Here is a 21,267-nt window from a genome sequence, read left to right as displayed (position 1 = left end):
GACTTCTCCACCACCATCAGCAGGTCCACACAATCACAGCGGTACGGTCGTCGTCGCCGGAGGGATTCATCAGCGACGCGGCCTGGATCAGCCGGGCTACGTCGACCGGGCCATGTCCCCACTCGTCGTGCAGATAGACCCCCGCGACACCGGCGCCGCCAGCAATCATCCCGCTGAACCCATCCGTGACCAACATGAAAGCCTGACCGGGTTCGAGCTGCCCGGCGTTGATGACCGGCGGCCGACCCGGGTCGCGCGGCAGCGGCACCACGCCGAAATCGGCCGGCGCGTCCTTCTGATCGGGCTGACCGTCGCGAATCGTCGACCAGCCGAGTACCGGATCGAGCAGATACGACGTCCCGTCACCGGCCATCGACGCGTGCACATAGCGGTACCGACCGTCGGCGTCGGGTGCGGTAGCCACGAGGGCGATGTCGAGTGTCGTCGAGAGCGCCAACGCCAACGTCTCTACGCTCGGCGCATCCCTACCGGGTGCCGGTGCTGGCACCGATCGGCGAGCAAAGGCCTCGACCGAGGCCCGCACCTCTTTGGCAACGGTCGCCCACTGCCCCGGCGTCGGCAGGTCACCGACGTCGTCGAGTAGCGCCCGGACCAACGTTGACGCGCGGATCACCGCGTGCTGCGCGGCAAGGTGCGACCACGGTGCCGCCGACACCCCGTCGGCCACGGCGATGATGACCCAGTCATCGGTGTGCCCGAGCGAATAGGCGTCTTGGCGCACCGCGAGCCGCGCCTTCGCATGGTGACCGATCCCGCGCAACGACACCGCTCCGACAGCCAGAGAGTCGTTGATCCAGCCCATATCGGCGGCGACGTCGGAACGATGCCCGCCACGGGCATGACCGACGGCGGTGGGGCGTGTCTGGTCCAAGCCCTCGAGGTCAGGACCACTCGAAGCAATCGGGCGACCTGCATAGAAGCCGCCCTCCAGTGTGGCGACGACGTGCTCCTCGGCCAACTCGCGCAGCACCCACTCCCGTTCCGCGACAGGAGGTTCCGGGGCGATCGCCGGGTACGGCCCCACATCATCGGGCGGTTTCACGACGGGCGGCACGTCGATGACACCCGCGTCAACCGGGGACAGTGGATCAATCCCACTTGCCGGTGGTGCCACGGGTGGTGGGGCCTCCGGGTCACCGGTCGGATCGGCCTCGGCCGGACCCGCTTCAGCGCCTGGCGCCGGTGTCGGTTGCGCGCGACGCCCCATGTCTATCCGGTCGCCTCGTTGAGGCCAGCGGCGATCGCGTCGTCGTCACGGAAGGCGTCGGCGAGTTGGCGCATGAAGTCGTCGATGTCGTCGTCGTCGCTGGCGCTGGTCCCGGCCAGCGCGCCGTTGCCGACCATCTTGATGATGGTTCCGAGGAAGTTGCTCATCGCAGCGGCGATCGCGTCGGCTGAAGTCTTCTCCGGGTTGTCGCGACACACGACGGCGAAGCCCTTGGGGCCGGTAAACGGGGTGAGGTCGGCGAGGGTGACGTCGTTGCCGACGCCGAACATCAGGATCCGCGGCGCCCAACTCGGATCTGCCATCAATGCGTCGAACGCGGCCTGACGGTCGTCGGCCTTGCAGTTCGGATCACCATCGGTCAGAAAAAACACGACCGGTCGCAACACGGCGTCACCGTCGGCCTGCAGCCGGGCGAAGTCGGCGGCAAAGGTAGTGCGCAGAAGATTGAACACCGCGGTGTAGTTCGTCCGACCGCGCGGTTCAAAATCGACGGCGACATTCGCGTCGGCGAAGCCGAGTGGGGCGACCACCCGCGCATCATCAGCCATCGCGATGTAGCTGATGCGCACCTTCGCGCGCAGCGCCGGTTCTTCAAGCGCCGCGGTCTGGACGTTGGGGATGATGTCGCGCACCGCATCGATGCGCGGCGGATCGCCGGCGCGCATGCTTTGCGAGGTGTCGAGCACCATGTACACCGGCAGGCGCTTGCGCGCGTCGTCGTTGGCTTTGTCGAGACTCACCACCATTGTGTTTAACTCCTTCGCAGGTCCTCGGCGAGACCCGATTCCCAAACCCTAGCCAACAACGACGAACATCGACGTCCCCCGAATGGGGTAATTCATCGCACCGAGAGTGAGTTTCTCTACCAATGTCTGGAAGGGTGGACGCGGTGAGTGCCCTCCACATCGCAGTAGTCGATCCGGCCGGGGTCGACGACTTCGATTGGCCGGCATTCCGCGATCGGTGCGGAGACGGATTCACCGGGGTCGTGGTCATCGACGGCAAGTCGGCAAGGGCGATCCTCTCCGGTATGCGGGCCGCGCAGGCGCCGGTGAACCTGACACTGCCGCCCATGCAACCCGGCGGCCTCGACGACGGGGTGGGTCTGCGCCGCGACTTGCTGCACATGATCGGCGCGACGAGTGCGTCCGCGACGGCCATCAGTGTTTACGGCACCGCCGCAACCCGCGACCATCTGAACGACCTGAAGTCGCTTCCCGACACGACGGTGTCCTTCATCAACGGATCGGGCAGTGTGGCGCCGGCCGCGAGCAAACCGACCGCGAACAAGACGGTGTCGACGAGCGGATCGAATGCGGATCGTCCGAACACACCCAGGCCTGGTGCCCGACCCAAATCCACCCGACCGTCGACGCCGGTCACGGTCAAGAGCAACACCAACTATCGCACTACCGTCGGCCCCAACAAGGGCGCCGCAGCGAAGAGCGGCGCCAAACGCACGAGCGGGAAGAAGCGACGCACCACATCAAGCTCCACAGCGAAGGCCCAGGCGAGTGCGTCATCATCGACTGGTCTTCTCCCACCCGGCTTCTCGATGGTGCTGCCGCTCAGTGGCGGACTCGCACTGTTCTCCGGAATCGTCCGGGCAATCACGATCTGTCCGTTCGTTGGTATGTTCGGCGCCGACGCACCGCACGGAGTCGCCTCAGCAGCCTTCTTCGTCGCCGCGATCCTCCTGATCCCGATGCTGGTTCGCCTCATTGACGACATCTTCGGGCTCTACCGCAAACTCTCCGTGTACTCATTATTCGTCGGCGGCCTCGCGGCCCTCCTCGCCCCAATAGGGTTCATCACCGAATGGATGGCCAACCACGACCCGGGATGGGGAGCCGGGTTGCCGTCAGCGTTCACCGCACCCTTCGGTTGGTTCGCCGCCCCGGGCCAATGGCTGGCATCAACCGCGCCGAGCTGGCTGTTCTGGATCATCTACGTGATCTGCCTGCTGGCCTTCTGGACGGTCAGCCTCTACACCGTAGAGGATGATGCGTAGGCCGCTGGTTTCTCATTCTGAGGTCGGTGGCTTCAGATGGGCTGCTGATGCACCCCTGGTCCCGACCAGACCACCGGAGAGCAGCGATCACCCATCGTGTGAGACTTCGGCGGCGACTGTCGTTGAACCAACCCTGGGCCACCGACCTCCTGCGCTAGCCACGGATTTCCCGGAACCAGTCGACCTCGGCCGCCCCCGGATGGGCGTCGATGTTGCCGCGCAGCGCGGTGACCACCTGCTCGGCCGCACCGGCCTTCGCCGCGAGTGCCGGGCCGTAGACCAGACGTGCGAGGACCCGCTTCTCCGTGGTGCCACGGTCGGCGTCAAAACCACCGCCGCCGGTGAGCCGCTGGAGCTGGCCGTTGTCTCGGATCATCTTCTCGCTGGCCGCCGCGACCCCGTGCGCATCGGCATCCACCGCGGCGAACCCCGGCCGCTGCGGACTCTCCAACGCGCCGATCAACCCGGTGCCGTGCAACTCGGCGACGACCTCGGCCGCGACGTCGTCGGTGGTCGCGGCAACGCCGAGACGCGCCAGATCGGCGCGGCCGTTCAACGCGAACCCGCGGTAGACGAGCTGTTGCTCCGGCGCGATCTGCGCCAAGAAGTACACGGCCCGCAAATGCGGCGGCCACGAGTTCTGGTACCGCGAGAACGGCCATGCTTCGGCGCCGAACTCCGCCTGTACCCAGCGGATGAACTGTTCGGCGCCCTGACCGCTGAGGCTGCCGGCGAATCCGACGGGGTCCGCCGTCGCGGCCACGCCGATCTCGTCGAGGGTGTAGAGGCTGCCCGATCCGGGAAAGGCGTACGGGTCGCGGGCCCGGGTCTTCGGCTGGCCGTCGGCCCCGCCGGAATCCGGTTGCAGCGCTTGGCCGTCCACCGTCGGCGAACCGCCGTCGATCCATGCCATGACCTCGCCGAACCCCCAGCGCCGGGCGGGGGCGCGGGTCAACAGCCCGGTCAACAGCAGCTTCCACCGGGCGCGCTCCGACTCGCTCATCCAGTCGACGCCGTCGAGTGCGTCCAGCGAGATGCTCTCGGTTTGCAGGTTGTATTCGATGGTCGTGTCGCTGAACCGCCGGCCGTCGGGGGTGGTGAAGTAGTCGCGGCCCACCAACACGCGGAACATGATCATGCCCACGCTCCACCAGTCGGCCTCCAACGAGGACTGCACCAACGCGCCGGGTGCACTGTAGGCCAGCGTCCCCTTGCCGTTGTTGGTGACCCGCGAGCGGTTGGTCATCGCGACGCTGATCCCGAAGTCGGTGAGGACGATGTCGAACGGGGCGACGGTGCGGACGAGCACGTTCTCCGGTTTGATGTCGCCGTGCACCAGCCGCACCCCGCGGTCCGGTTCCTGGATCGCGTGGAGCACGGTGGCGATCTCGTGCAGCACCGACAACCCCTGGGTGTGGTTGGCGACACGCCCGTCCGGGCGGCTGTCGAGGAAGTCGACCAGGGTGCCCGGCGCGCAGTACTCCATGACGTCGTAGTGGCGGCCGTCGGGATCCTTGTCGCGCCGGTAGACGACGACGGCGTGCTCATAGGGGAACTGGGCGGCGAACTCGTGGGTGGCGAACGGAATGGCGAACTCGGGCTCGTAGCCGTGCGAGTACACCTTGACCGCAAAGTGCTCGCCCTGCTCGATCAGCCCGGTGTTGTCCACGCAGAGATACACCGTCCCCTCCCCGCCCTGCCCCAGAGTGCGGATCGGGGTCAGGTGTGGGTCGAGGGCCGACGGCAGCACGGTGACCCGGGTGTTCGGCGCGCCACCGGCGGTGGCGCCGAAGGCGTTGTCGAGCCGGGTCCCGGGCGCCGAATCGGCGAACGCGTCCAACCGGGTGCCGGCCGGTGCTCCGTCGAGGCTGGTGGGCGCCGGTTGCGCGGCACCGTCGAGCCGGGTCGACCGGGGCTCGTCGCCGGTGTTGTCCAGTCGCGTCGGATCGGTCATCGCGAAAACCCTTCTGTCAGCGGCCCGGTGGGCGGTTGCGGAGTGCGTCGGGGCGGGGCGAGGCGCAGGTGGACGGCGGTCGCGTTGTCACCTCCGCCCCCGGCCAACGCCAACTCGACCAGCCGGTCGGGCACCGAGCGCGGCGAGTCGGTCCGGGTCAGCTCCGCTTTGACGGCGGCGTCGTCGACGTAGTCGGCGATGCCGTCGGAGCACAGCAGGATGCCCGCCTCGTCGACGACGGTGTCGTAGGCCGCCGGCTCGAGGACGCAGCGTTGACCGCCGCCCAGCGTCTGCGTCAGATTGCCGGTCTGGGCGGATCGGTGGTCGATGGTCAGTTGCGCCAAGAACCCCGACTCCATGCGGTAGGCCCGGGCGTCGCCGACGTTGACGATCAGCACCTCGCCGCCGGGCGCGATGTACGCGCCGACGACCGTCGTCCCCAGCCCGCGGTACTCGGCCGACGTTTCGGAGATCGTGTTGATCTCGTCGGAGGCCTGTTGCAGCAGCGCGGCGGCCGAGGCCCGGTCGAGGGCGGTCGCGTCGTCGACGGTGGTGCACCGTTGGGCCGCCAGCACACTGGCCCGCTCGCCGCCGGCGTGTCCGCCCATCCCGTCGCAGACCGCGATCGCCTGCGGGCGGTCGAGCGGCAGCGTCAGGTAGAGGGTTCGCGCCTTGTCGCCCTGCAGGGCGAATCCGTTGATGCCGACGGCATCCTCGTTGTGTTCGCGCACCAGCCCGGTGTGCGAGGCGACGGCCACCCACAGCGATCGGATCACGGTGTCCCCCAATCCAATCCGAGGGGTACGTCGGCGGCCAGGCGCAGCGCCTGCCCGGGGTGGACCTCGTACTCCGCCCCCGACTCGATCCGGGTGCCGTTGACGAACGTGCCGTTGGACGACCCGAGGTCGGTGACGTACACGCGCCCGCCCGCGTAGCGCAGCGCCGCATGGATGCGCGAGACGTTGTCGAAACCGCTCTCCGGGGCGAACAGATCCGCATGCGGATAGTCGGGGCTGCGGCCCAGGCCGACGGTCTCCCCGTCGGCGATCGTAATCGCCCGGGCCCCGACGGTCAATCGCAACGGAGCCACCACCGCCGCCGGCTCGGGCACGGGTGCGGGCGTCGGCGACACGACCTCGGTGACCGGTTCGCCCTTGCGGAGCGAGACCCGGCCACCCGGTGCCGCCGGGGCCACCGGGGCCACCGGGGCCGGGTCGGGCGCCGGCCCGGCGTCGACAATCCAGTCCGAACCGCATTCGCGGCACTGCGGGGTCAGCTGCGGGTCGCCGGTGTGGCCGCGTTTGCACTGGGCGCTACTCATGTCAGCCACGACCTCCGACCCAGGGTGATCCCGTCGGCTGCCAGGGCGGTCTCGAGTTCGGCCAAGTCTCCCGGCCGCGGGATGCCGACCATCCAGATGCTGTCGTCGTCGACGTGCAGGCCGATCGTGTCGCGCTGGTGCGCCAGGTCGGCGTCGACGCGGCCGTACCGCCGCCGGCCCAGCGCCGTCATCGGCGTGACCACCTGGTTCGACGAGCCGCGCAGCGCCAACGTCGCATCGACGCGGTCGGCGAGGAACGGCTCGCTGATGACGACGTCGGCCAGGCCCGCCAACCCCGGGACGAGTTCGACCGCTTCGGCCAGCGATCGGCCCGTGTAGACGAGGACGTCGAGGTCGTCGCGCCGTCCGCGCAACCGGTCGATCCCGGCGAGCAGCTCGTGCAGGGCCGCCGGCTGGTCGGTGGGCTCGCCACCGGAGATCGTGACGCCGTGCGCCGACGGCAGGTCGGCCGCAATCCGGTCGAGGACGGCATCCACCTCCACCGCGTCGTCGGGCCGGGCGGGCCAGGTGTCGCGGGAGATGCACCCGCGGCAGTGCACGGTGCAGCCCTGCACCCAGACACCGATCCGCGTCCCGTGACCGAGGTTGGTCACCGGGAAGTGGATGCGCGACAAGTCGATCCGGGTCATCGGAGCACCACGCTCCACCCCTCGTCGGAGTTCACGAACTCCTCGAGCACGACTGCCGGCGGCACCTGGTCGTAGGCGAACAACGCCCGTGCGAGCGGGTTGATCAACATCGACTCGACGACGTTGCCGACGCCGCGGCCGCCGAAGTCGAGGTTGGCGCACGCCGCCTGCGTCAACGTCGCCAGGGCCGCATCCGAGACGGTCAACTCGGTGCCCGGGGACTCCCGGACGCGGTCGACGATGTTGGCGACGAACTTCGCCACCAGGCGCGCGCCGATCTCGTCGGCGATGAAGTCGAAGACGACGATGTTGTCGCCGATCCGGTTGAGCAGTTCGGGCCGCCCGATCTCCTTGGTGAAGTGCTCCTGCACGGCCGCGCGGATGGTGGACTCGACCGTCTCGTAGGGCGCACCCCGCTGCACGACCGGCCGACGCACCCCGTCCGGACCGGTCACGTACACGCCGAGGTTGGACGTGAACACGATCAGTGCCTCGGAGAAGTGCACGGTCGACCCGTTGCCGTCGGTGAGCCGCCCGTCCTCGAGGATCTGCAGGAACTTGTCCAAGATCCGCGGGTGGGCCTTCTCCACCTCGTCGAACAAGATGAGCCGGAACGGTTGCTGGCGGATGGCGTTGGTGAGCTCGCCGCCGGCGTTGTGCCCGATGTATCCGGGCGGCGCGCCGATCAGTCGGGCCTCGGCGTGCTCGGAGGAGAACTCGCTCATGTCGAAGCGCAGGAAGGCGTCCTTGAGTCCAAAAACCAGTTCGGCCATCGCCTTGGCCAGTTCGGTCTTGCCCACGCCGGTCGGCCCGGCGAAGAACAGCACACCCTGCGGACGGTTGCTCGAACTGGTGGTCTGGGCGCCGGTCAGCCCCATCGACGACCGGATGAGGATGTCGGCGGCTTTGCGGATCGCGGCGGGCTGGCCGAACACGCTGGCCGACAACCGTTCGGTGGCCTCCTTGAGCTTCGATTTGAGATCGCCCTCGTGCCACGGGTTGTCCGGGATGCCGACGCGGTAGGTGCGGATCGCGTCGTCGATGTCCTGGGCGGTGATCCCGCGGTCGATCGCCAGGCGGTTGACCTCGTCGATCGACCGCAGCGAGAGTCCGGTGGTCTGGCTCGCGTAGCGGTCGACGACCTCCTCGGTCGCCTCGTCCAGCGGTGCGGTGAACGGGATCGGCTCAATCCCCGGCAGCGAGTTGATCAGCGCCCGGATGCGCCGGCGCCGGTCACCGTGCGACGGCATGGGCACCGAGACCACGCGCATGAGGTCGCTGCCGACGAGCCAATGCGGCAGGTCGCCCTCGCGGTCGAGGAGCCAGAAGACCGAGTTGTACAGCGGGCTCCGGTGCGGGCCGTCGACGGAGTTCCGCGGTGCGCCGAGCATCATCGCCTCGGCGGTGACGAGCAGGTCGTGCATCGGTTCCTCGACCGCCTCGGGGTCGACGCGCAGCCGCGACGCCCCCTCGATGATCAGGCAGCACGGCGACGGCGATTGCGCGACGGCCCGAACCAACTCGCGCAGGACCGCCAGCGGCCCGGCGTCGTCGCCGGCCGCGGATTGGGCCTGGCCGATCAGGCCGGTCGCGACCCCGCCGCCGTCGAGGACGGCCCGTCCGCCGCCGGACCGGTCGAAGACGACGAGGTTGGTGTGCCCGGCGGTGACGAGCATCTGCTCGACGGCCTGGGCCACGGTCACCGGGGTGAGCGGCGGTCCCTGCGGGAAGTCGGGGTTGGGGACCGGGACGAGGTCGCGGATGTTGCCGCACACCGCGATCTGCGGGCTGGCCGCCAGCGCGACGTCGGCCTCGCGCAGCCACGTCGGCGTCTGCGCGGCCCACCCCGCGACGTCGGCCTGCCCGGAGGTCATCGGCCCGCCCCCTGTTGGCGCGGCCGGCGCTTGCGGGCGGGCCGATCCGCCTTCTCGGCGGTGCCGCCGGTCGACGGAACCGTCGCCAGACCTGGGATCCGTTTCGCCGGCACCAGTCCGGCGGGTTGCTTGCGGACCCGGCCGGGGGTGATGCCGTCGGCGGTCATCGCCTCCAGCAGCTCCGGCAGAGCCTCGCACAGGGCATCGTCGGCAGCCTTGTCCTGGGCCGGGGTCGTCGCCTGTCCGTCGGCGACGACGGACCGGATGTCGACCTCGTCGCCGACGCTCACCTGCACCGCGTGGCCGTCACCGGCACGTCGGGCGACCAGCGAATCGGGCGTGTCGAGCCCGACGTCGACGGTGGCGTAGCCGAGTTCGCCCAGGGAGGCGCGCAGCGAATCCAGGACGGCGCGACGGTCGCGCTCGCGTTGTTCGTCGGCCGCCTGCGTCCGGGCGAGCACAACGATCTGGTCGAGGGCGGCGGATTCGTCGGCGCCACCGTCGATCGACGCCTCCACCCGGTCGAGGCGCTGGCTCAGCGCCGCCGGGCGCAGCAATGCGCCCACGGCGGCCCGCACGGCACCCAGTTGCGACAGCTGTGCCTGGCGGTGTTCCCGCGTGCGGGCCGCCCGGGCGATCGTCGACGACAGTTCCGACAGGCTCATCGCCGCCTCGGCCGCGGTGCTGGCGGTCGCGGCGCTGCGGGCGGCGCGCTCGACCGCGGCGTCGACGAACGCGGCCGCCCGCAGGCGATCAACCACCTCACGGCGATGCGCGCCGACATCGAAAGCCGGTGCGGCATCGCCCAGTTCGGCTTGACTGGCCGGCGATGCTTGACTGCCGGCGGCCCGGCGCGCCGCGTCGTCGTGGGCCGCGATCTGGTCGAGACCGGCCGAGATGTCGATGGCCACGGCCCGCCCCGCGCGCTCCACGAGAGCGGCGTTCAACAGCTCCTCGGCACCGACGATCTGCTCCTCGAACCGGGCGCACACGGCCTCGACGTCGTCGGCGGTGTCACCGAGCGCCTCGGGCACCGCCACCGCCGGGACCGCTACCCCGTGGGCCGCGGCGCGGCGGGCGAGGTGGTCGCACCGCGCCCGCAGTCCCTGCCAGCGCGCGCGTGCCTCCTCCAGGCGCCGCCGGGCTTGGGCGAGTTCGTACTCGATCCCTTTCGGACCGCTCACTGCCACCCTCCTCCTGCCCCGGCCTGCAGCGTCCACCCTAGGCGAGGAGGCGGCCGGGATTCGGGGACAAACCGGTAAAGGACCCAAAGAGGTGAGTAACCGCTTGGCGACCGCGCCAGGCCCGCCTTCCCTGGCCCGATCGGGTGATAATCCCCGTCGTTGGCGCTTCTGGGGCCCCGGGTTGGTATAGAACGAGATTCGAAAGGGGTTGACCGTGGACGACGAGGCACTGAGCCGTTTGATCGCGGCGTCTGCACTCGCCGCCTCCGCGGATGCCGACGCCACCGACGAGCGGGTGCGCCGCGAGCGCGCCGAGCAATCCGAACGCGCACGCCTCGAGGCGCAGCGCCGGGAGGCGGCTGCGCAGGCCCAGGCCCGGGCGGCCGAAGAGCGTGCCCAGCGCCGCGCCGAATCGCTGCGCGGCCTGACCAAAGTGCTGTTCGCGGTGCCCTATTGCCTGGTGATCTTCGCCGGATTCGACTTGGAACACCCGTCCCCGTCTCTCGTCTGGTACCTGGTCATCAGTGTCGCGATCAGCGCGATCCTGGCCACCGCGGCCTGCTATTTCTCCGACCGGGCCCTGGGGCGGCCGCTGCGCTGGATTCTGGCGGTCTGTACCTCGCTCGGCTTCTCCCTCGGCTGGTGGCTCGGCGTCGCCGGCAGCTCACAGTTGTTCTTCCTGCCGATCCTGACTACGACGCTGGCCTACGCCGGTGCCGCCTGGCTGTCGAACAACACCCCGGCGGTGGCCACCGCCGGGAACCCGCTGTTGTCCGCCTCCGCCAGCGCGAAGCTGCGCATCGCGAGCCGCGCGTCCTGGGCGGGTGTCCTCCTCGGCGGCTATCAACTCATGGCCAGCGCCTCCCCCACCCTGGCGCACAGCGCCGACAAGTGGGCCCGACGCGAGGCGGGGAGTGTCTGGGGTTTCTGGCAGGCGGTGGTGTCCTGGTTCGGCGGGGTATCGCGCACCGACGACCTGGCCTGGTGGGTCATCCCGTGCACGGTGCTGATCATCGTGATGAACGTGTGGAAGTCGGGCCGGGCGCCATCGGGCGACCCGGATTCGGAGAACCGCTATTCCACCGCAGAGGCCGTCATCATCGCCGTCGCGGCGGTCGGATCCGTGTTGGGCATCCTGCACCAGTGGACCTACGTCATGCTGATCGTTGGCTACGTCGTCGTCTGGGTGGCATGTATCGGAATCGCTCTGGCCATCGTGATCGGCTGGTTCACGGGCTGACCCGTGACCGATCCACACAAAAGAAGGGTGGGATATCCCCATGACCGACTCGACGACGATCCCGGTTCGCGCCGTCACCGACCTGTTGGAGGCGCACGAGGGCACCGAGGAGTATCTGTTCATCAGCTACTCGCACGTCAACACCGATGAGGTCTACGGCATCCTGCACCAGCTCCAGGACCTGAAGTTCCGATTCTGGTACGACGACACGATGGAGACCGGCGAGGACTTCCGACGCGAGCTGCACCGCAAGATCGACGACTGCACAGCGGTCGTGCTGTTCATGTCGAAGGCGTCGATGAACTCGAAGTACTGCGGCATGGAGATCATCACCGCGCACCAATTGGGCAAGCGGATCTATCCGATCCTGCTCGAACCCGACGTCGAGGTTCCCGCCCCGCTCAAGCTGATCCTCGACACCCTCCAGCACGTCAAGGCCCACACCGGCGAACAGCGCTACGTCGACCGCCTGATCAAGAGCCTGCCGCCGGAGACGATGAAGCGGTTGGAGATCGAAGACGGCGTGGTGCTCAGTTGCGAAGACAACGGCGCCGACATCACCGTGCCCGACGGGGTTCACTCCATCGCTGACGACGCCTTCCGGGAATGCCTCCAGCTCGAACGGGTCAGCCTGCCCGAATCGCTCCGCAGCATCGGCGCCCGCGCGTTTCGGGGGTGCTCCAATCTCCGGGAGCTCTCCCTCGGCCCCGGCCTCGAGACGGTCGGGCACAGCGCCTTCCGCGATTGTGTGCGGCTCACCAAGGTCCGGGTCCAGAACCCGAAGACATTGTTCATCGGCCGGTGCTTCGAGAACTGCGCGTCGCTCACCGACGTCGACATCCCCGATACGTGCGAGGAGATTGCCGAGGCGTCGTTCAACTCGTGTGGATCGCTCGAGAACTTCACCTTCCCCCACTCGCTCAGCATCGTCGGCGAATCGGCCTTCGAGGACTGCGAAAAGCTCAACAACCTCTACCTCCCCCCGGCCCTCTTCAAGATCGATGCCAGCGCCTTCGCCGATTGCACGTCGCTCAAGAACGTCGACTTCCCCGCGAACCTGTCGAAGATCGGCCGCTACGGGTTCAAAGGATGCGTTTCGCTCGTCAAGGTCCGACTACCGGCGGGACTCACCTACATCAGCAGCGATGCCTTCCGCGAATGCACCGCGCTCGACGAGTACACGGTCGAGCCGGCAAACCGCTATTACAAGGCGATCGACGGCGTCCTCTACAACAAGAGCCGGAGCCAGTTGGTGGCGTACCCCTCGGCGAAAGCGGCTACGTCCTTCGATATCCCCGACAGTGTCGTGACCATCTGCGATTGGTCCTTCACCCAGGCGGACAACCTCGAGTACCTCACGGTCCCCGACAGCGTTGACGACATCGGGGAGGGCGCCTTCTACTCGGCGGAAAACATCAGTGAGATCGTGCTGCCCGACTCGGTGTCCCGGATTGACGACATCGCCTTCCGCGGATGCACGGCACTGCGCCGCCTCGTCGTGCCCGACCGGGTTTGGCACATCGGTTGGGGCGCGTTCCTGGACTGCCCCAACCTCGTGGTCGAGTGCTCACCCGGATCCTTCGCCCACCGGTACTGCGAGGCCAACGGCATCCACCATGCCGGCTGAGTCACCGGCGACTGCGCCGGGACTCGGCGGTTTCGTCAAGAGCCACCTGTTCCTGATCGTCGCGTCGGTGCTGGCGCTGGCCTCGTGTTTCGTCGTCCGTCCGTCGCGGGAGTACCTCCACTATTTCGAGCCCCGCACGCTGGTGAGCCTCTTCTGCTTCCTCGCCGTCGTCCGGGCGCTGGAAAACGCCCACGTGATCAACGAGTTGGCCGAGGTCACGGTGCGGTGGCTGCGATCCCGGCGCGCACTCATCATCGGGTTGGTCTTCCTGGCGCTCGTCGCTTCGATGCTGATCACCAACGACATGGCGCTGATCGCTTTCCTGCCCCTGGCCTACACGGCGCTGAAGAACACCGGCAACCTGCGCTATCTGGCATTCACGTTTGTGATGATGGCCGTTGCCGCCAACCTCGGCGGAATGATCACCCCGTTCGGCAGCCCCCAAAACCTCTACCTGTACCAGCAGTTCCACATTCCGTTCCTCGAGTTCCTCCGGGTGATGTCACCACCGTTCCTCATCTCGGTGGTGCTGATCCTCGCCGTCTCCGCGGCGGTGCGGTCGAAGCCGGTGACCCCGTTTGACTCGGTCGGAACCGTCGACGTCCGTCGGGCCGTGCTGTACGCCTTACTCTTCGGCATCGTCGTCGCGATTGTGCTGCGCGTCGTCCCGGTGTGGAGCGGGGCCATCGTGATCGGTGCACTCCTCCTCGTCGACCGGGCCGCCCTCCGCTCCGTCGATTACGGGCTGATGCTGACATTCGTCGCATTCTTCCTGCTCACCGGCAACATCAAGCAGATCCATGCGGTGGATACCGTCCTGTCGGACGTGCTCGATGGGCGCGTCCTCGTCTTGAGCGCCTTGGCCAGCCAGTTCATCTCGAACGTCCCGACCGCTTTCCTGTTCGCCCCCTTCACCGACAACTACCAGCAGCTCTTGGTCGGGGTGAACATCGGCGGCGTCGGCACCGTCATCGCCTCCCTGGCAAGCCTGATCGCACTGCGCCACTACAACCAGTACCAACCCGGCGAGTCCCGGCGCTTCATGCGGATATTCTCGATTATCAACTTCGGGTTTCTGGCGGTGCTGTTGGTATCGATGCAGGCCCTGTTCGCATCGGGGGCCTTATGACCAAGACCGACCCCTTCGCCATACCGTTCCGCCTGCGGATGAAGCGGCTGATCCTGGCCGGGCGGGTCGTCCGCCCGCGGCAGAACCGTCCGGACCCGCGCCACTCCCGCCTGCCGAACGTCACCCTGGTGCTCTTGGGCCTGGCCGGTATCGCCTTCATCGGCGCCGTGGCTGCTGCCGGAGCCGATCCGGGCGCCACCAAGGACTGGCCGGTGTGGCTTCAACGACTCACCTCCCCGGCCTCGGGCCTCGCCTTCGTCGTCGCATGTGCCATCGCCGGCGGCTTGGTGTGGGCGTATTGGTGGCCACGCCGCCAGGAGCGCCACTCGGTGGCCCTGGTGGCCGGGGTGGTCCTGAGTATTACCGCCGTTGCCTTGGCGATGCCGACGTACGCGCGGTGCACCGGTGACCAGGCCCCCGTCTGGACACCGCTGGCGTGGACCCTCTCCCTCTTCGTCGGCAGCGTCGAGAACGTCTTCACCGCCCCGCCGCAGGGCTGCGGAGCACCGATGCCGCTGGCCATCCAGATCGCGCGCCTCACCGCGATCATGACGACCTTTCTCGGCGTGATGGCCGCATTGACCACCCCGCTCCGGGCCAGCCGGGACCGCCTGCTGGCCCACCTGACCCCCTCGGTCGTCCTGGTCACCGGTCTCGACGACAACACGATCCCGGTCATCGGGGTCCTCAACCGCCAACGCACCCTGGGGTCACGGGTGGTCGTGGTGGAGGCCGACCACAGCCACCCGAGGCTCGACGAGGTCCGCCAGATGGGTGTCCTCGTCGTCGTCGGCGATCCCGGCGACCCCCGATTCCTGTGGAGCCTGCTGTCCCGGTGGGGGATCGGCGGGCGGCGAAGCGTCCTCCACGCCGCCTACGTCTTGAACGACCGGATCGACGAGTCCGCACGCGTCGTCGCCGCCCTGACCGGGGTCTCTCACATATCCCGCGACGACGGCGCACGGCCGCGTCTGATCGTCCGCTTCGACAATCCCGCCCAGGCGAACAGCTGGCGGCGCCGGCAGGCGCTCGCCGACACCCAGATGCTCGGTGACACGGTCGGCATCAACAATGTGACCGCCGAGGCCGTGATCAATACCCTCACCGCCTCGGAGTGCACCGGGATCGTCATCATCGGCACGGACACGCTGGCCCTGGCCGTCGTCGACGAGTTGGTCCAGCACCGGCGGGAGAAGTCGGCGACCGCGGCGCCGTCGCCGCTCCGCGTCACCGTCATCGGCGAGGGCGCCAACGATCTCGTAGCCGATCACCAGGGGAAACAACGCGGGTTCCCCCCTTTCAACCACGGCGTCGAGGTCGTCGCGGTGGAGTCGAAACCCGACGTGCTGACGGTTCGAGCGCTCCTCGCGGACAGTGTTGCGCCATTTGTGATCATCACCGAACCCAGCGCACCGGACTCCGACCAGCTCGTCAACCGGTTGGCCGCGCGCATTCCCGGGATCCGACTGTTGGCCCACAGCCCGGGAACCGCCGGCGTCGGGTCGACCACCGTCGTCGGGACTGCGCTGCACTTCGGCCCGACGCTGCTGTCGACCTTGCCCGGTTCCGACGCGGTGGTGATCTCCGAAACAGGCTGGGACCGGATCGCCCGTCGGATGCACGAGGATTACCTGGCCCACCTGGGCGAGCGAGCCGATCCGGGCAAGCCCAACACCCGGCCGTGGGAAGAGTTGTCGGACTTCTACCGGGAGAGCGGCGTCCGACGGGTGGGCGCCGCGCTGGAAATCGCCTCCCGCGCGGGCCGGGTGTGGCACCGGCCCAAGATCGGGACCCCCGTCGCCGCGCCGCTGAGGCCCGAGGAGATCGAGCGGTTCGCCGAGCTCGAGCACCAATCCTGGTGCGACTATTACGTCGCCCACGGGTGGGCCCCCGGGGAGCGCCGGGAGAAGCGATGGCGCACCCTGCGGCATCCGTCCCTGGTGCCGTGGGAGGAGCTCGACGACTATTCTCGCCGCTACGTCGTCGAGTCCGTCGGCGAAGCACTGGACTCACTTGCGACCATCGGATTCGTGCCCATGAACATGTACTTCCGCCGACGCGGCGAAGTCGTCGCACGCCAGCGCGCCGAGGGGTGGACCTGGACGACGCGGACGGGCGCGGCGATGACGGCGGCGGCGGGCGACTGGGAGGTCCACGAGACCGACGGCGGCCCCTCGTGGTCGGTCGCCGACGAGGCGTTCCAACGGACCTATGAGCACGTCTCCGGCGAAACGTATCGGCGTACCGGGGTCGTGACCGCACGGCCCGGTAATCCGGGTGAGACGGTGATGTCCACCGAGGGTCGTCTCGACGTCTCCGAAGAACAGTGGGTCGTCACCGACTCGGCCGGCAAGTCGTGGGTCGTCGACGACCAGCATTTCACCGACTCGTACGAGTCGTGCCCGCCGGAGGATCTTCCGCCCGTCCGGTGATCACGCGCCGGAGGTGCGGACCGGACCGGTCTCGGCCCCCGGCAACGTGATCCAACCGTCGGCGACCATCTGCAACAGCAGCTGCGCCTTGTTCTGCGCCGGCCGTCCGGCCGCCTCGTATTTGGCCGCCACCCGCCGCTTGTGCGACTTCACAGTCGCCTCCGCGAGCGTGAACCGCTGAGCGGTTTCGGTGATCGTCGCGCCCAGCACGTACTCGGTGACGACTTCGCGCTCGCGGTGGGACAGGTGGACGAGGTCGCGCCGGGTGCCGGCTGCGGGCCCGACGGCATTGTGCAGGATCCGGCCGAGTTCGCTGGCCGCCGAGGATCCGCGCAACAGGTGGGTGCGCCCCACCCGCCGCGACGACTGTCCGGACGGGATGAGGACGACGAGTGGGACCGGCCGACCGGGCAGGTCCCGCGCGACCCGCGCCGCCATGAGTTCGTCGCGCACGATGACCACTCGCGGACGCTGGTCGGCAACGCCGTTCAGCGGGACGAGATCGGCGCGGTAGCCGCATTTCTCGACCAGTGCGGCGGCGGCGCAATCGAATGCCGATCCATCCGTGACGACGACCACGGGTGCTGCCGGGGTCGCGGTCCAATCGAGCGCTTCACTCATGGGGTTCCTCCTGTGCTTGCGGCGGCGGGCATACCGGTACCCGGAAGCCGTTTCCCCACACGAGTCGCCAGCGCGCGCGACGCGCGTAAGGTGATCGGTCATGCGAGGCACCCCGGACCCGGGCGCAGACCAGTGACCGCCGGCCACACCGACTTCCGCGAGGCCGAACAATGGCTGCGCGACAACGGCTTTCCCACCTCCGTCGAAGCCGCCGTGCGCAAACGCCGACTGTTGGTCCGGGCCACCCCGGTCTTCGTCGGAGTCCTTGCACTCGCGGTGGAGGTCGCCTTACTCGTCTCGGGATGGAACTTCTTCGCGGGATGGCGCAACGACCACGGAATCAAGCACGCCGTCTATCTGCTGATCTTCCCCATCGCGGTCCTGTTTCCGGTGGTCGTCACCTGGGTGGTCGGACTGGTCCTCCGCTTGCTCCCCCGCTCGTGGCGCGCCGCCGCGGCGGCGGTGGTCGCCGCAGCGGCGGTCGTGGCGGCGGCGGTGGCCGCCGTGTGGGCGCTCGACGGCGGGTCGGCGGCCGCGGTCACCGCGTGCTCGGCGGTGGTCTCGGCGATCATCGCCCTGGTCGTCGCCTAGTGGGGGGTGGGGAGCATCCCGCGGTGGGCTGCGCAGCAGGCGGTGCGGCAGGTCGCGTCGGTGTGGGCCTTCGTCGGGAAGATGATCCCGATGCTCGTGCTGACCATCCTGTTCTTCCTCTGTGCGCCGGAGGCCTGGCAACTCACCGCCCACATGTCGCGCGCCCGGCTGTGGTCGGCGGCCCTGTTGCTGGGACTCGCCGGAGTGGCGTTCATCCTGGTCGCGGCGATCGACAACCTCCGCCACTCCCGGCAGGAGGCCCTCGAGCGCGGCGACTACCGCCCGTTGACCCGGGCCGAGCGGTTGAACGCGGTCGCCCTCGTCGTCATCGTCCAGTTCACGCAGGCACTCCTCTTGGCGGTGATGACCTTCCTGTTCTTCACCCTCTTGGCCACCGTGCTGGTGCCGCAGGACGTGATGCTCGACTGGATCTGCCCGGGAGTGGTCAACGCCAACCCGGGTCAGGTGCCCGACCTGGTTTCGCACTGCTCGATGGTGACGCTTCACCCCGACGACGCGGTGAGCGGTGCGGTGGCGGCCAACCCGAACGGGCCGTGGCTCGAGCAGGGCACCCTCTTCCGCATCGGTACGCCGTTCCTCCCGCAGGTCCTGATCCAGGTGTGCATCCTGATCGCCTCGGTGGCCGCGGTCGCCTTCGTCGGCTCGAGCGTGTTGGAGAGCCAGCACCACAAGGACTTCTACCAACCCGTCCTCAACCACGTCCAAGAGGTCATGCAGCGTCGCGACCGGTACCTCTACCGCGACGACGCCCAGCCCTGACGACTCCCCGCCCTGCTGCCCCCTCACCCGGCCGACCCCTTGCCCACCGGTGGGGAAACGGCTAGTTTGGTGGATCCGCGCCCAGCGCGAATCGCGAGCATTCGCTCCTTCACCGACGCCCCATCCGGGGTGAGCTCTGCCCTGAGCCCTGTCCACACAAGGAGGAGAAATGAACAGCCACAACCCCGACGTCGTCGAGGACGCGATCGAGCGCCGCAAGGTGCGCGACCCGGAGATGATCCACCGGATCCGCTCGGAACTACTCCGGGCCGCATCGGGGGTGCACCGCCGCCGGCTGCGCGAGTGGGCCGCCGATGACGACGCCGAGTTCCCCACCGAGACGGAGTCGCAACGGATCGCGATCGTCGAGGTCGAACTGCTCATCCGCTCGCTCGGCAAGTACGCGGGGATCCCCGGCGAGGACCTGTTCACCGAGCCGTTGATCCGGATGCTGCACTCCCCGTTCGAATGGGAGTGACCGGCCGGCCCCGCACACCGCCACGGTGTGCGGGGCCGGCTCAGCGCCGCGCCTGCAGACCCCGATAGACCTCCGCCGATACCCCGTATGAATCGGCGATCGCCTCCACCGGATCGTCGAGATCGGCGCGCACCACGATGCCGTACCGCCGCGCACTGCCATCCCGCTCCAGTGACCCGTTGGTGCACAAGCAAACTCGGACGTCACGGGGGTAGGCCTCCAGAATCTCGTCGGGGAGGTCGTACAACTCCAGCCGATGCGGCGCGTTGCCCGGGTCTGGTGCCTCGGCGACCAGTTGGGCGCCGGCCCGGGTGAGGAACTCGCCCCAGCCCATGTGCTCGGCCGCGCACCGGCGCACCTCGAGGTTGCGCTCCGCCAGGATCCGGGCGACCGACCACGACTCCGCGTGGATCATGTCCGCCGGCACCGCGGTGCCGTGCCACGCGTACACCGCGTACCCGTCGGCGAAGATCAGGGCGGGCCCGTCCTCGCCGTGCACGCATCCCATGGCGTCGCAGCGGATCACCGTCGGACGCTCCACCACAACCACCGCACCGTCCATCGGCCACCAGCACCCGACCGCGGCGGTCAGCGCGGCGACTGCCGTCAACCGGCTGGTGTCACTGATCCCGGCGAACGTCGTCTCGCAGATCAGCCGGGCGAGCCACACCCTATCCCACCAGGCGCTCAGCTCGGAGCAGTACCAGGAGGCCAAGGGGTCGACCAGCCGGTCTTCCTTGTGGACGACGGCGGCGGCGTCGAGTTGCCGGACGATCTGGGCGCCACATCGGCTGATCGAGTTCGGTTCCCTGGCCCAACCGCGCACGCGCGCCCAACGCCCGCCAGATCCGCTCGTCGAGCGTGCGCGAACCCTCGTCGAGCAGCATCCGCTCCAACTGGTCGTCGAGGTCGTCGCGGAGGTCCTTGCCCATGTGTGGTCCGAGGTGACGGTGATCGGCCGCCAACCGCATGACGTGTGCGATCCCGGCGACCGGCGAGTCCACCCGGGTGACCGTGCTCGGCGGGGAAAATCCGAATGCCTGGTAGACCCGGTCCACGAGATACCGCACGTCATGGCGGTCACACCGCTCGGTGGAGAGCACGCGCCGCTCCCAGAACTCGCCGATCCGGGCGGCGTACTCCAGTTGCTCCGCGCTCAACATTGCCGCCAGACAGCGCCCCGCTGAGTGGTGGACTTGGGATCGGCGTTGGTGCGCATTGATCAACGAGTCGGTTTGAGGTTAGGCGATCGCTTGCCCGTTGGGGCTGGCTTCGGTGGCGGCGGTGGCTATGGCGTGTTGTTTGGCTGCGATGGTGCGGCGCAGTTCGGCCATGGAGACCTCGGAGAGGTAGCGGCGGGTGACTTGCCATTCGTCGTGGGCTTCGATGACCACGGCGGTCGCTAACCGCAGGAACGCCGGCGGGTTGGGGAAGATCTCCACGACGTCGGCACGTCGTTTGATCTCTTTGTTGAGCCGCTCGATCGGGTTGTTGGACCAGATCTTCTGCCAGTGGGTTTGTGGGAATGCGGTGAACGCCAGCACATCGGTTCTCGCCTCGTTCATCATGCCCGTCACTTTGGGAAACGACTCGGCCAGGGAGTCGGCGACCTGGTCCCACTGGGCGGCCAGGTCTGCCGGGTCGGTGTGAGCGAAGATGGTGCGGACTGCGGCGGTGACCACCGGTGCCTGACGACCCGAGACTGCGCCGTGCAGGTTCCGCATGAAGTGCACACGGCAGCGTTGCCATGCGGCGCCGGTGAACTGCTCAGCGACCGCGGCCTTCAATCCGGCGTGCGCATCGGAGATGACCAGATGCACTCCATGCAGGCCGCGGGCTTTGAGTGAGGCCAGGAACTCGCGCCAGAACTCATAGGATTCGGAGTCTCCGACGGCGGTACCGAGGACTTCACGGGTTCCTGAGCTCGATACCCCGGTGACCACCACCAGGGCTTGGGAGACCACATGGGCCCCGACCCGAACTTTGCAGAAGGTGGCGTCGGCGAAAATGTAGGGGAACTCGGTGTGGGTCAGAGTGCGCTCCCGGAACTCGGTGATCTGCTCATCGAGTCCGCCGCAAATACGGGAGACCTCCGATTTGGAGATGCCGGTATCGACCCCGAGCGG

At 68.4% G+C, this 21,267-nt stretch carries 20 protein-coding genes; 8 read left to right on the top strand and 12 right to left on the bottom strand.

The window, feature by feature from the left end; translation table 11 throughout:
- Positions 1-16: 16 nt before the first annotated feature.
- Together GOARA_RS02215 and GOARA_RS18760 are read right to left on the bottom strand one after the other, a co-directional pair.
- Entirely contained in the window at positions 17-1,063 is a 1,047-nt protein-coding gene (locus tag GOARA_RS02215; RefSeq protein WP_170265605.1) for a protein phosphatase 2C domain-containing protein, read from the bottom strand.
- A gap of 167 nt (positions 1,064-1,230) precedes the next feature.
- Positions 1,231-1,989, bottom strand: a complete 759-nt coding sequence (locus GOARA_RS18760) for a vWA domain-containing protein (protein ID WP_170265607.1) — start codon at positions 1,987-1,989, stop codon at positions 1,231-1,233.
- Positions 1,990-2,138: 149 nt separating this feature from the next.
- Here GOARA_RS18760 and GOARA_RS02205 point away from each other — a divergent pair, with 149 nt between their 5' ends.
- Positions 2,139-3,260, top strand: coding sequence for a hypothetical protein (locus GOARA_RS02205; RefSeq protein WP_007320651.1), 1,122 nt, complete (start codon positions 2,139-2,141; stop codon positions 3,258-3,260).
- 154 nt (positions 3,261-3,414) lie between these two features.
- On the opposite strand, the gene GOARA_RS02200 is transcribed toward GOARA_RS02205, so the two are convergent.
- The 6 genes from GOARA_RS02200 to GOARA_RS02175 are packed head-to-tail and all read right to left on the bottom strand — an operon-like array spanning position 3,415 to position 10,243.
- A complete protein-coding gene (locus tag GOARA_RS02200; RefSeq protein ID WP_007320650.1) occupies positions 3,415-5,214 on the bottom strand; it encodes a protein kinase domain-containing protein in 1,800 nt (599 codons plus the stop codon).
- Entirely contained in the window at positions 5,211-5,990 is a 780-nt protein-coding gene (locus tag GOARA_RS02195; protein WP_007320649.1) for a PP2C family protein-serine/threonine phosphatase, read from the bottom strand. Before GOARA_RS02195 ends, GOARA_RS02200 begins: the two co-directional genes overlap by 4 nt.
- Positions 5,987-6,535, bottom strand: coding sequence for an FHA domain-containing protein (locus GOARA_RS02190; protein WP_007320648.1), 549 nt, complete (start codon positions 6,533-6,535; stop codon positions 5,987-5,989). Before GOARA_RS02190 ends, GOARA_RS02195 begins: the two co-directional genes overlap by 4 nt.
- Entirely contained in the window at positions 6,532-7,185 is a 654-nt protein-coding gene (locus GOARA_RS02185; protein WP_007320647.1) for a 4Fe-4S single cluster domain-containing protein, read from the bottom strand. Before GOARA_RS02185 ends, GOARA_RS02190 begins: the two co-directional genes overlap by 4 nt.
- Positions 7,182-9,059 (bottom strand): AAA family ATPase, encoded by a 1,878-nt coding sequence (locus GOARA_RS02180; protein WP_007320646.1) that lies wholly within the window; start codon positions 9,057-9,059, stop codon positions 7,182-7,184. The genes GOARA_RS02185 and GOARA_RS02180 overlap by 4 nt, the downstream gene beginning before the upstream one ends.
- Positions 9,056-10,243, bottom strand: a complete 1,188-nt coding sequence (locus GOARA_RS02175; protein ID WP_007320645.1) for a hypothetical protein — start codon at positions 10,241-10,243, stop codon at positions 9,056-9,058. The genes GOARA_RS02180 and GOARA_RS02175 overlap by 4 nt, the downstream gene beginning before the upstream one ends.
- A 214-nt stretch (positions 10,244-10,457) precedes the next feature.
- Here GOARA_RS02175 and GOARA_RS02170 point away from each other — a divergent pair, with 214 nt between their 5' ends.
- Genes GOARA_RS02170 through GOARA_RS02155 form a run of 4 tightly spaced genes read left to right on the top strand, consistent with a single transcriptional unit; the run spans position 10,458 to position 16,671 of the window.
- Positions 10,458-11,483: a hypothetical protein gene (locus tag GOARA_RS02170; RefSeq protein WP_040521455.1), complete on the top strand. Its 1,026-nt coding sequence runs from the start codon at positions 10,458-10,460 to the stop codon at positions 11,481-11,483.
- A gap of 40 nt (positions 11,484-11,523) precedes the next feature.
- Positions 11,524-13,110 (top strand): leucine-rich repeat protein, encoded by a 1,587-nt coding sequence (locus GOARA_RS02165; RefSeq protein WP_007320643.1) that lies wholly within the window; start codon positions 11,524-11,526, stop codon positions 13,108-13,110.
- Entirely contained in the window at positions 13,100-14,239 is a 1,140-nt protein-coding gene (locus GOARA_RS02160) for an SLC13 family permease (protein ID WP_007320642.1), read from the top strand. Before GOARA_RS02165 ends, GOARA_RS02160 begins: the two co-directional genes overlap by 11 nt.
- Complete coding sequence (locus GOARA_RS02155; protein WP_007320641.1) at positions 14,236-16,671, top strand: RyR domain-containing protein; 2,436 nt, start codon at positions 14,236-14,238, stop codon at positions 16,669-16,671. The genes GOARA_RS02160 and GOARA_RS02155 overlap by 4 nt, the downstream gene beginning before the upstream one ends.
- Here the strand turns inward: GOARA_RS02155 and GOARA_RS02150 are convergent, their stop codons facing one another.
- Complete coding sequence (locus GOARA_RS02150; protein WP_007320640.1) at positions 16,672-17,292, bottom strand: helix-turn-helix transcriptional regulator; 621 nt, start codon at positions 17,290-17,292, stop codon at positions 16,672-16,674. It abuts the gene before it with no gap.
- A gap of 132 nt (positions 17,293-17,424) precedes the next feature.
- Between GOARA_RS02150 and GOARA_RS02145 the strand changes: the two genes are divergently transcribed.
- The 3 genes from GOARA_RS02145 to GOARA_RS02135 all read left to right on the top strand — a co-directional run bounded on the left by GOARA_RS02145 (position 17,425) and on the right by GOARA_RS02135 (position 19,141).
- Positions 17,425-17,883 carry a hypothetical protein gene (locus GOARA_RS02145; RefSeq protein ID WP_007320639.1) on the top strand — a complete coding sequence of 153 codons (459 nt, stop codon included), beginning with the start codon at positions 17,425-17,427 and terminating at the stop codon, positions 17,881-17,883.
- A gap of 6 nt (positions 17,884-17,889) precedes the next feature.
- A complete protein-coding gene (locus tag GOARA_RS02140; protein WP_040521453.1) occupies positions 17,890-18,663 on the top strand; it encodes a hypothetical protein in 774 nt (257 codons plus the stop codon).
- 169 nt (positions 18,664-18,832) lie between these two features.
- Positions 18,833-19,141 (top strand): hypothetical protein, encoded by a 309-nt coding sequence (locus GOARA_RS02135; protein WP_007320637.1) that lies wholly within the window; start codon positions 18,833-18,835, stop codon positions 19,139-19,141.
- Positions 19,142-19,181: 40 nt separating this feature from the next.
- On the opposite strand, the gene GOARA_RS02130 is transcribed toward GOARA_RS02135, so the two are convergent.
- From GOARA_RS02130 to GOARA_RS02120, 3 genes are all read right to left on the bottom strand, one after another.
- Positions 19,182-19,856: a DUF6745 domain-containing protein gene (locus tag GOARA_RS02130; protein ID WP_138947499.1), complete on the bottom strand. Its 675-nt coding sequence runs from the start codon at positions 19,854-19,856 to the stop codon at positions 19,182-19,184.
- Entirely contained in the window at positions 19,813-20,304 is a 492-nt protein-coding gene (locus GOARA_RS02125) for a hypothetical protein (RefSeq protein ID WP_007320635.1), read from the bottom strand. Before GOARA_RS02125 ends, GOARA_RS02130 begins: the two co-directional genes overlap by 44 nt.
- Before the next feature lie 78 nt (positions 20,305-20,382).
- The coding region (locus GOARA_RS02120) for an IS256 family transposase (protein WP_007320634.1) at positions 20,383-21,267 on the bottom strand (885 nt) is incomplete at its 5' end.

It is taken from the genome of Gordonia araii NBRC 100433 (assembly GCF_000241265.1).
Classification (GTDB): Bacteria; Actinomycetota; Actinomycetes; order Mycobacteriales; family Mycobacteriaceae; genus Gordonia; species Gordonia araii.
The sequence above is the reverse complement of the archived record's forward strand: the minus strand, read 5'-3'. Positions and strand labels throughout refer to the sequence as shown.

Bases quoted from the DNA above. Each gene is read 5' to 3' on its own strand.
- GOARA_RS02200 (WP_007320650.1), bottom strand. From the start codon at position 5,214: ATGACCGATCCGACGCGACTGGACAACACCGGCGACGAGCCCCGGTCG.
- GOARA_RS02190 (WP_007320648.1), bottom strand. From the start codon at position 6,535: ATGAGTAGCGCCCAGTGCAAACGCGGCCACACCGGCGACCCGCAGCTG.
- GOARA_RS02185 (WP_007320647.1), bottom strand. From the start codon at position 7,185: ATGACCCGGATCGACTTGTCGCGCATCCACTTCCCGGTGACCAACCTC.
- GOARA_RS02180 (WP_007320646.1), bottom strand. From the start codon at position 9,059: ATGACCTCCGGGCAGGCCGACGTCGCGGGGTGGGCCGCGCAGACGCCG.
- GOARA_RS02165 (WP_007320643.1), top strand. From the start codon at position 11,524: ATGACCGACTCGACGACGATCCCGGTTCGCGCCGTCACCGACCTGTTG.
- GOARA_RS02160 (WP_007320642.1), top strand. From the start codon at position 13,100: ATGCCGGCTGAGTCACCGGCGACTGCGCCGGGACTCGGCGGTTTCGTC.
- GOARA_RS02155 (WP_007320641.1), top strand. From the start codon at position 14,236: ATGACCAAGACCGACCCCTTCGCCATACCGTTCCGCCTGCGGATGAAG.
- GOARA_RS02150 (WP_007320640.1), bottom strand. From the start codon at position 17,292: ATGAGTGAAGCGCTCGATTGGACCGCGACCCCGGCAGCACCCGTGGTC.
- GOARA_RS02135 (WP_007320637.1), top strand. From the start codon at position 18,833: ATGAACAGCCACAACCCCGACGTCGTCGAGGACGCGATCGAGCGCCGC.
- GOARA_RS02125 (WP_007320635.1), bottom strand. From the start codon at position 20,304: ATGTTGAGCGCGGAGCAACTGGAGTACGCCGCCCGGATCGGCGAGTTC.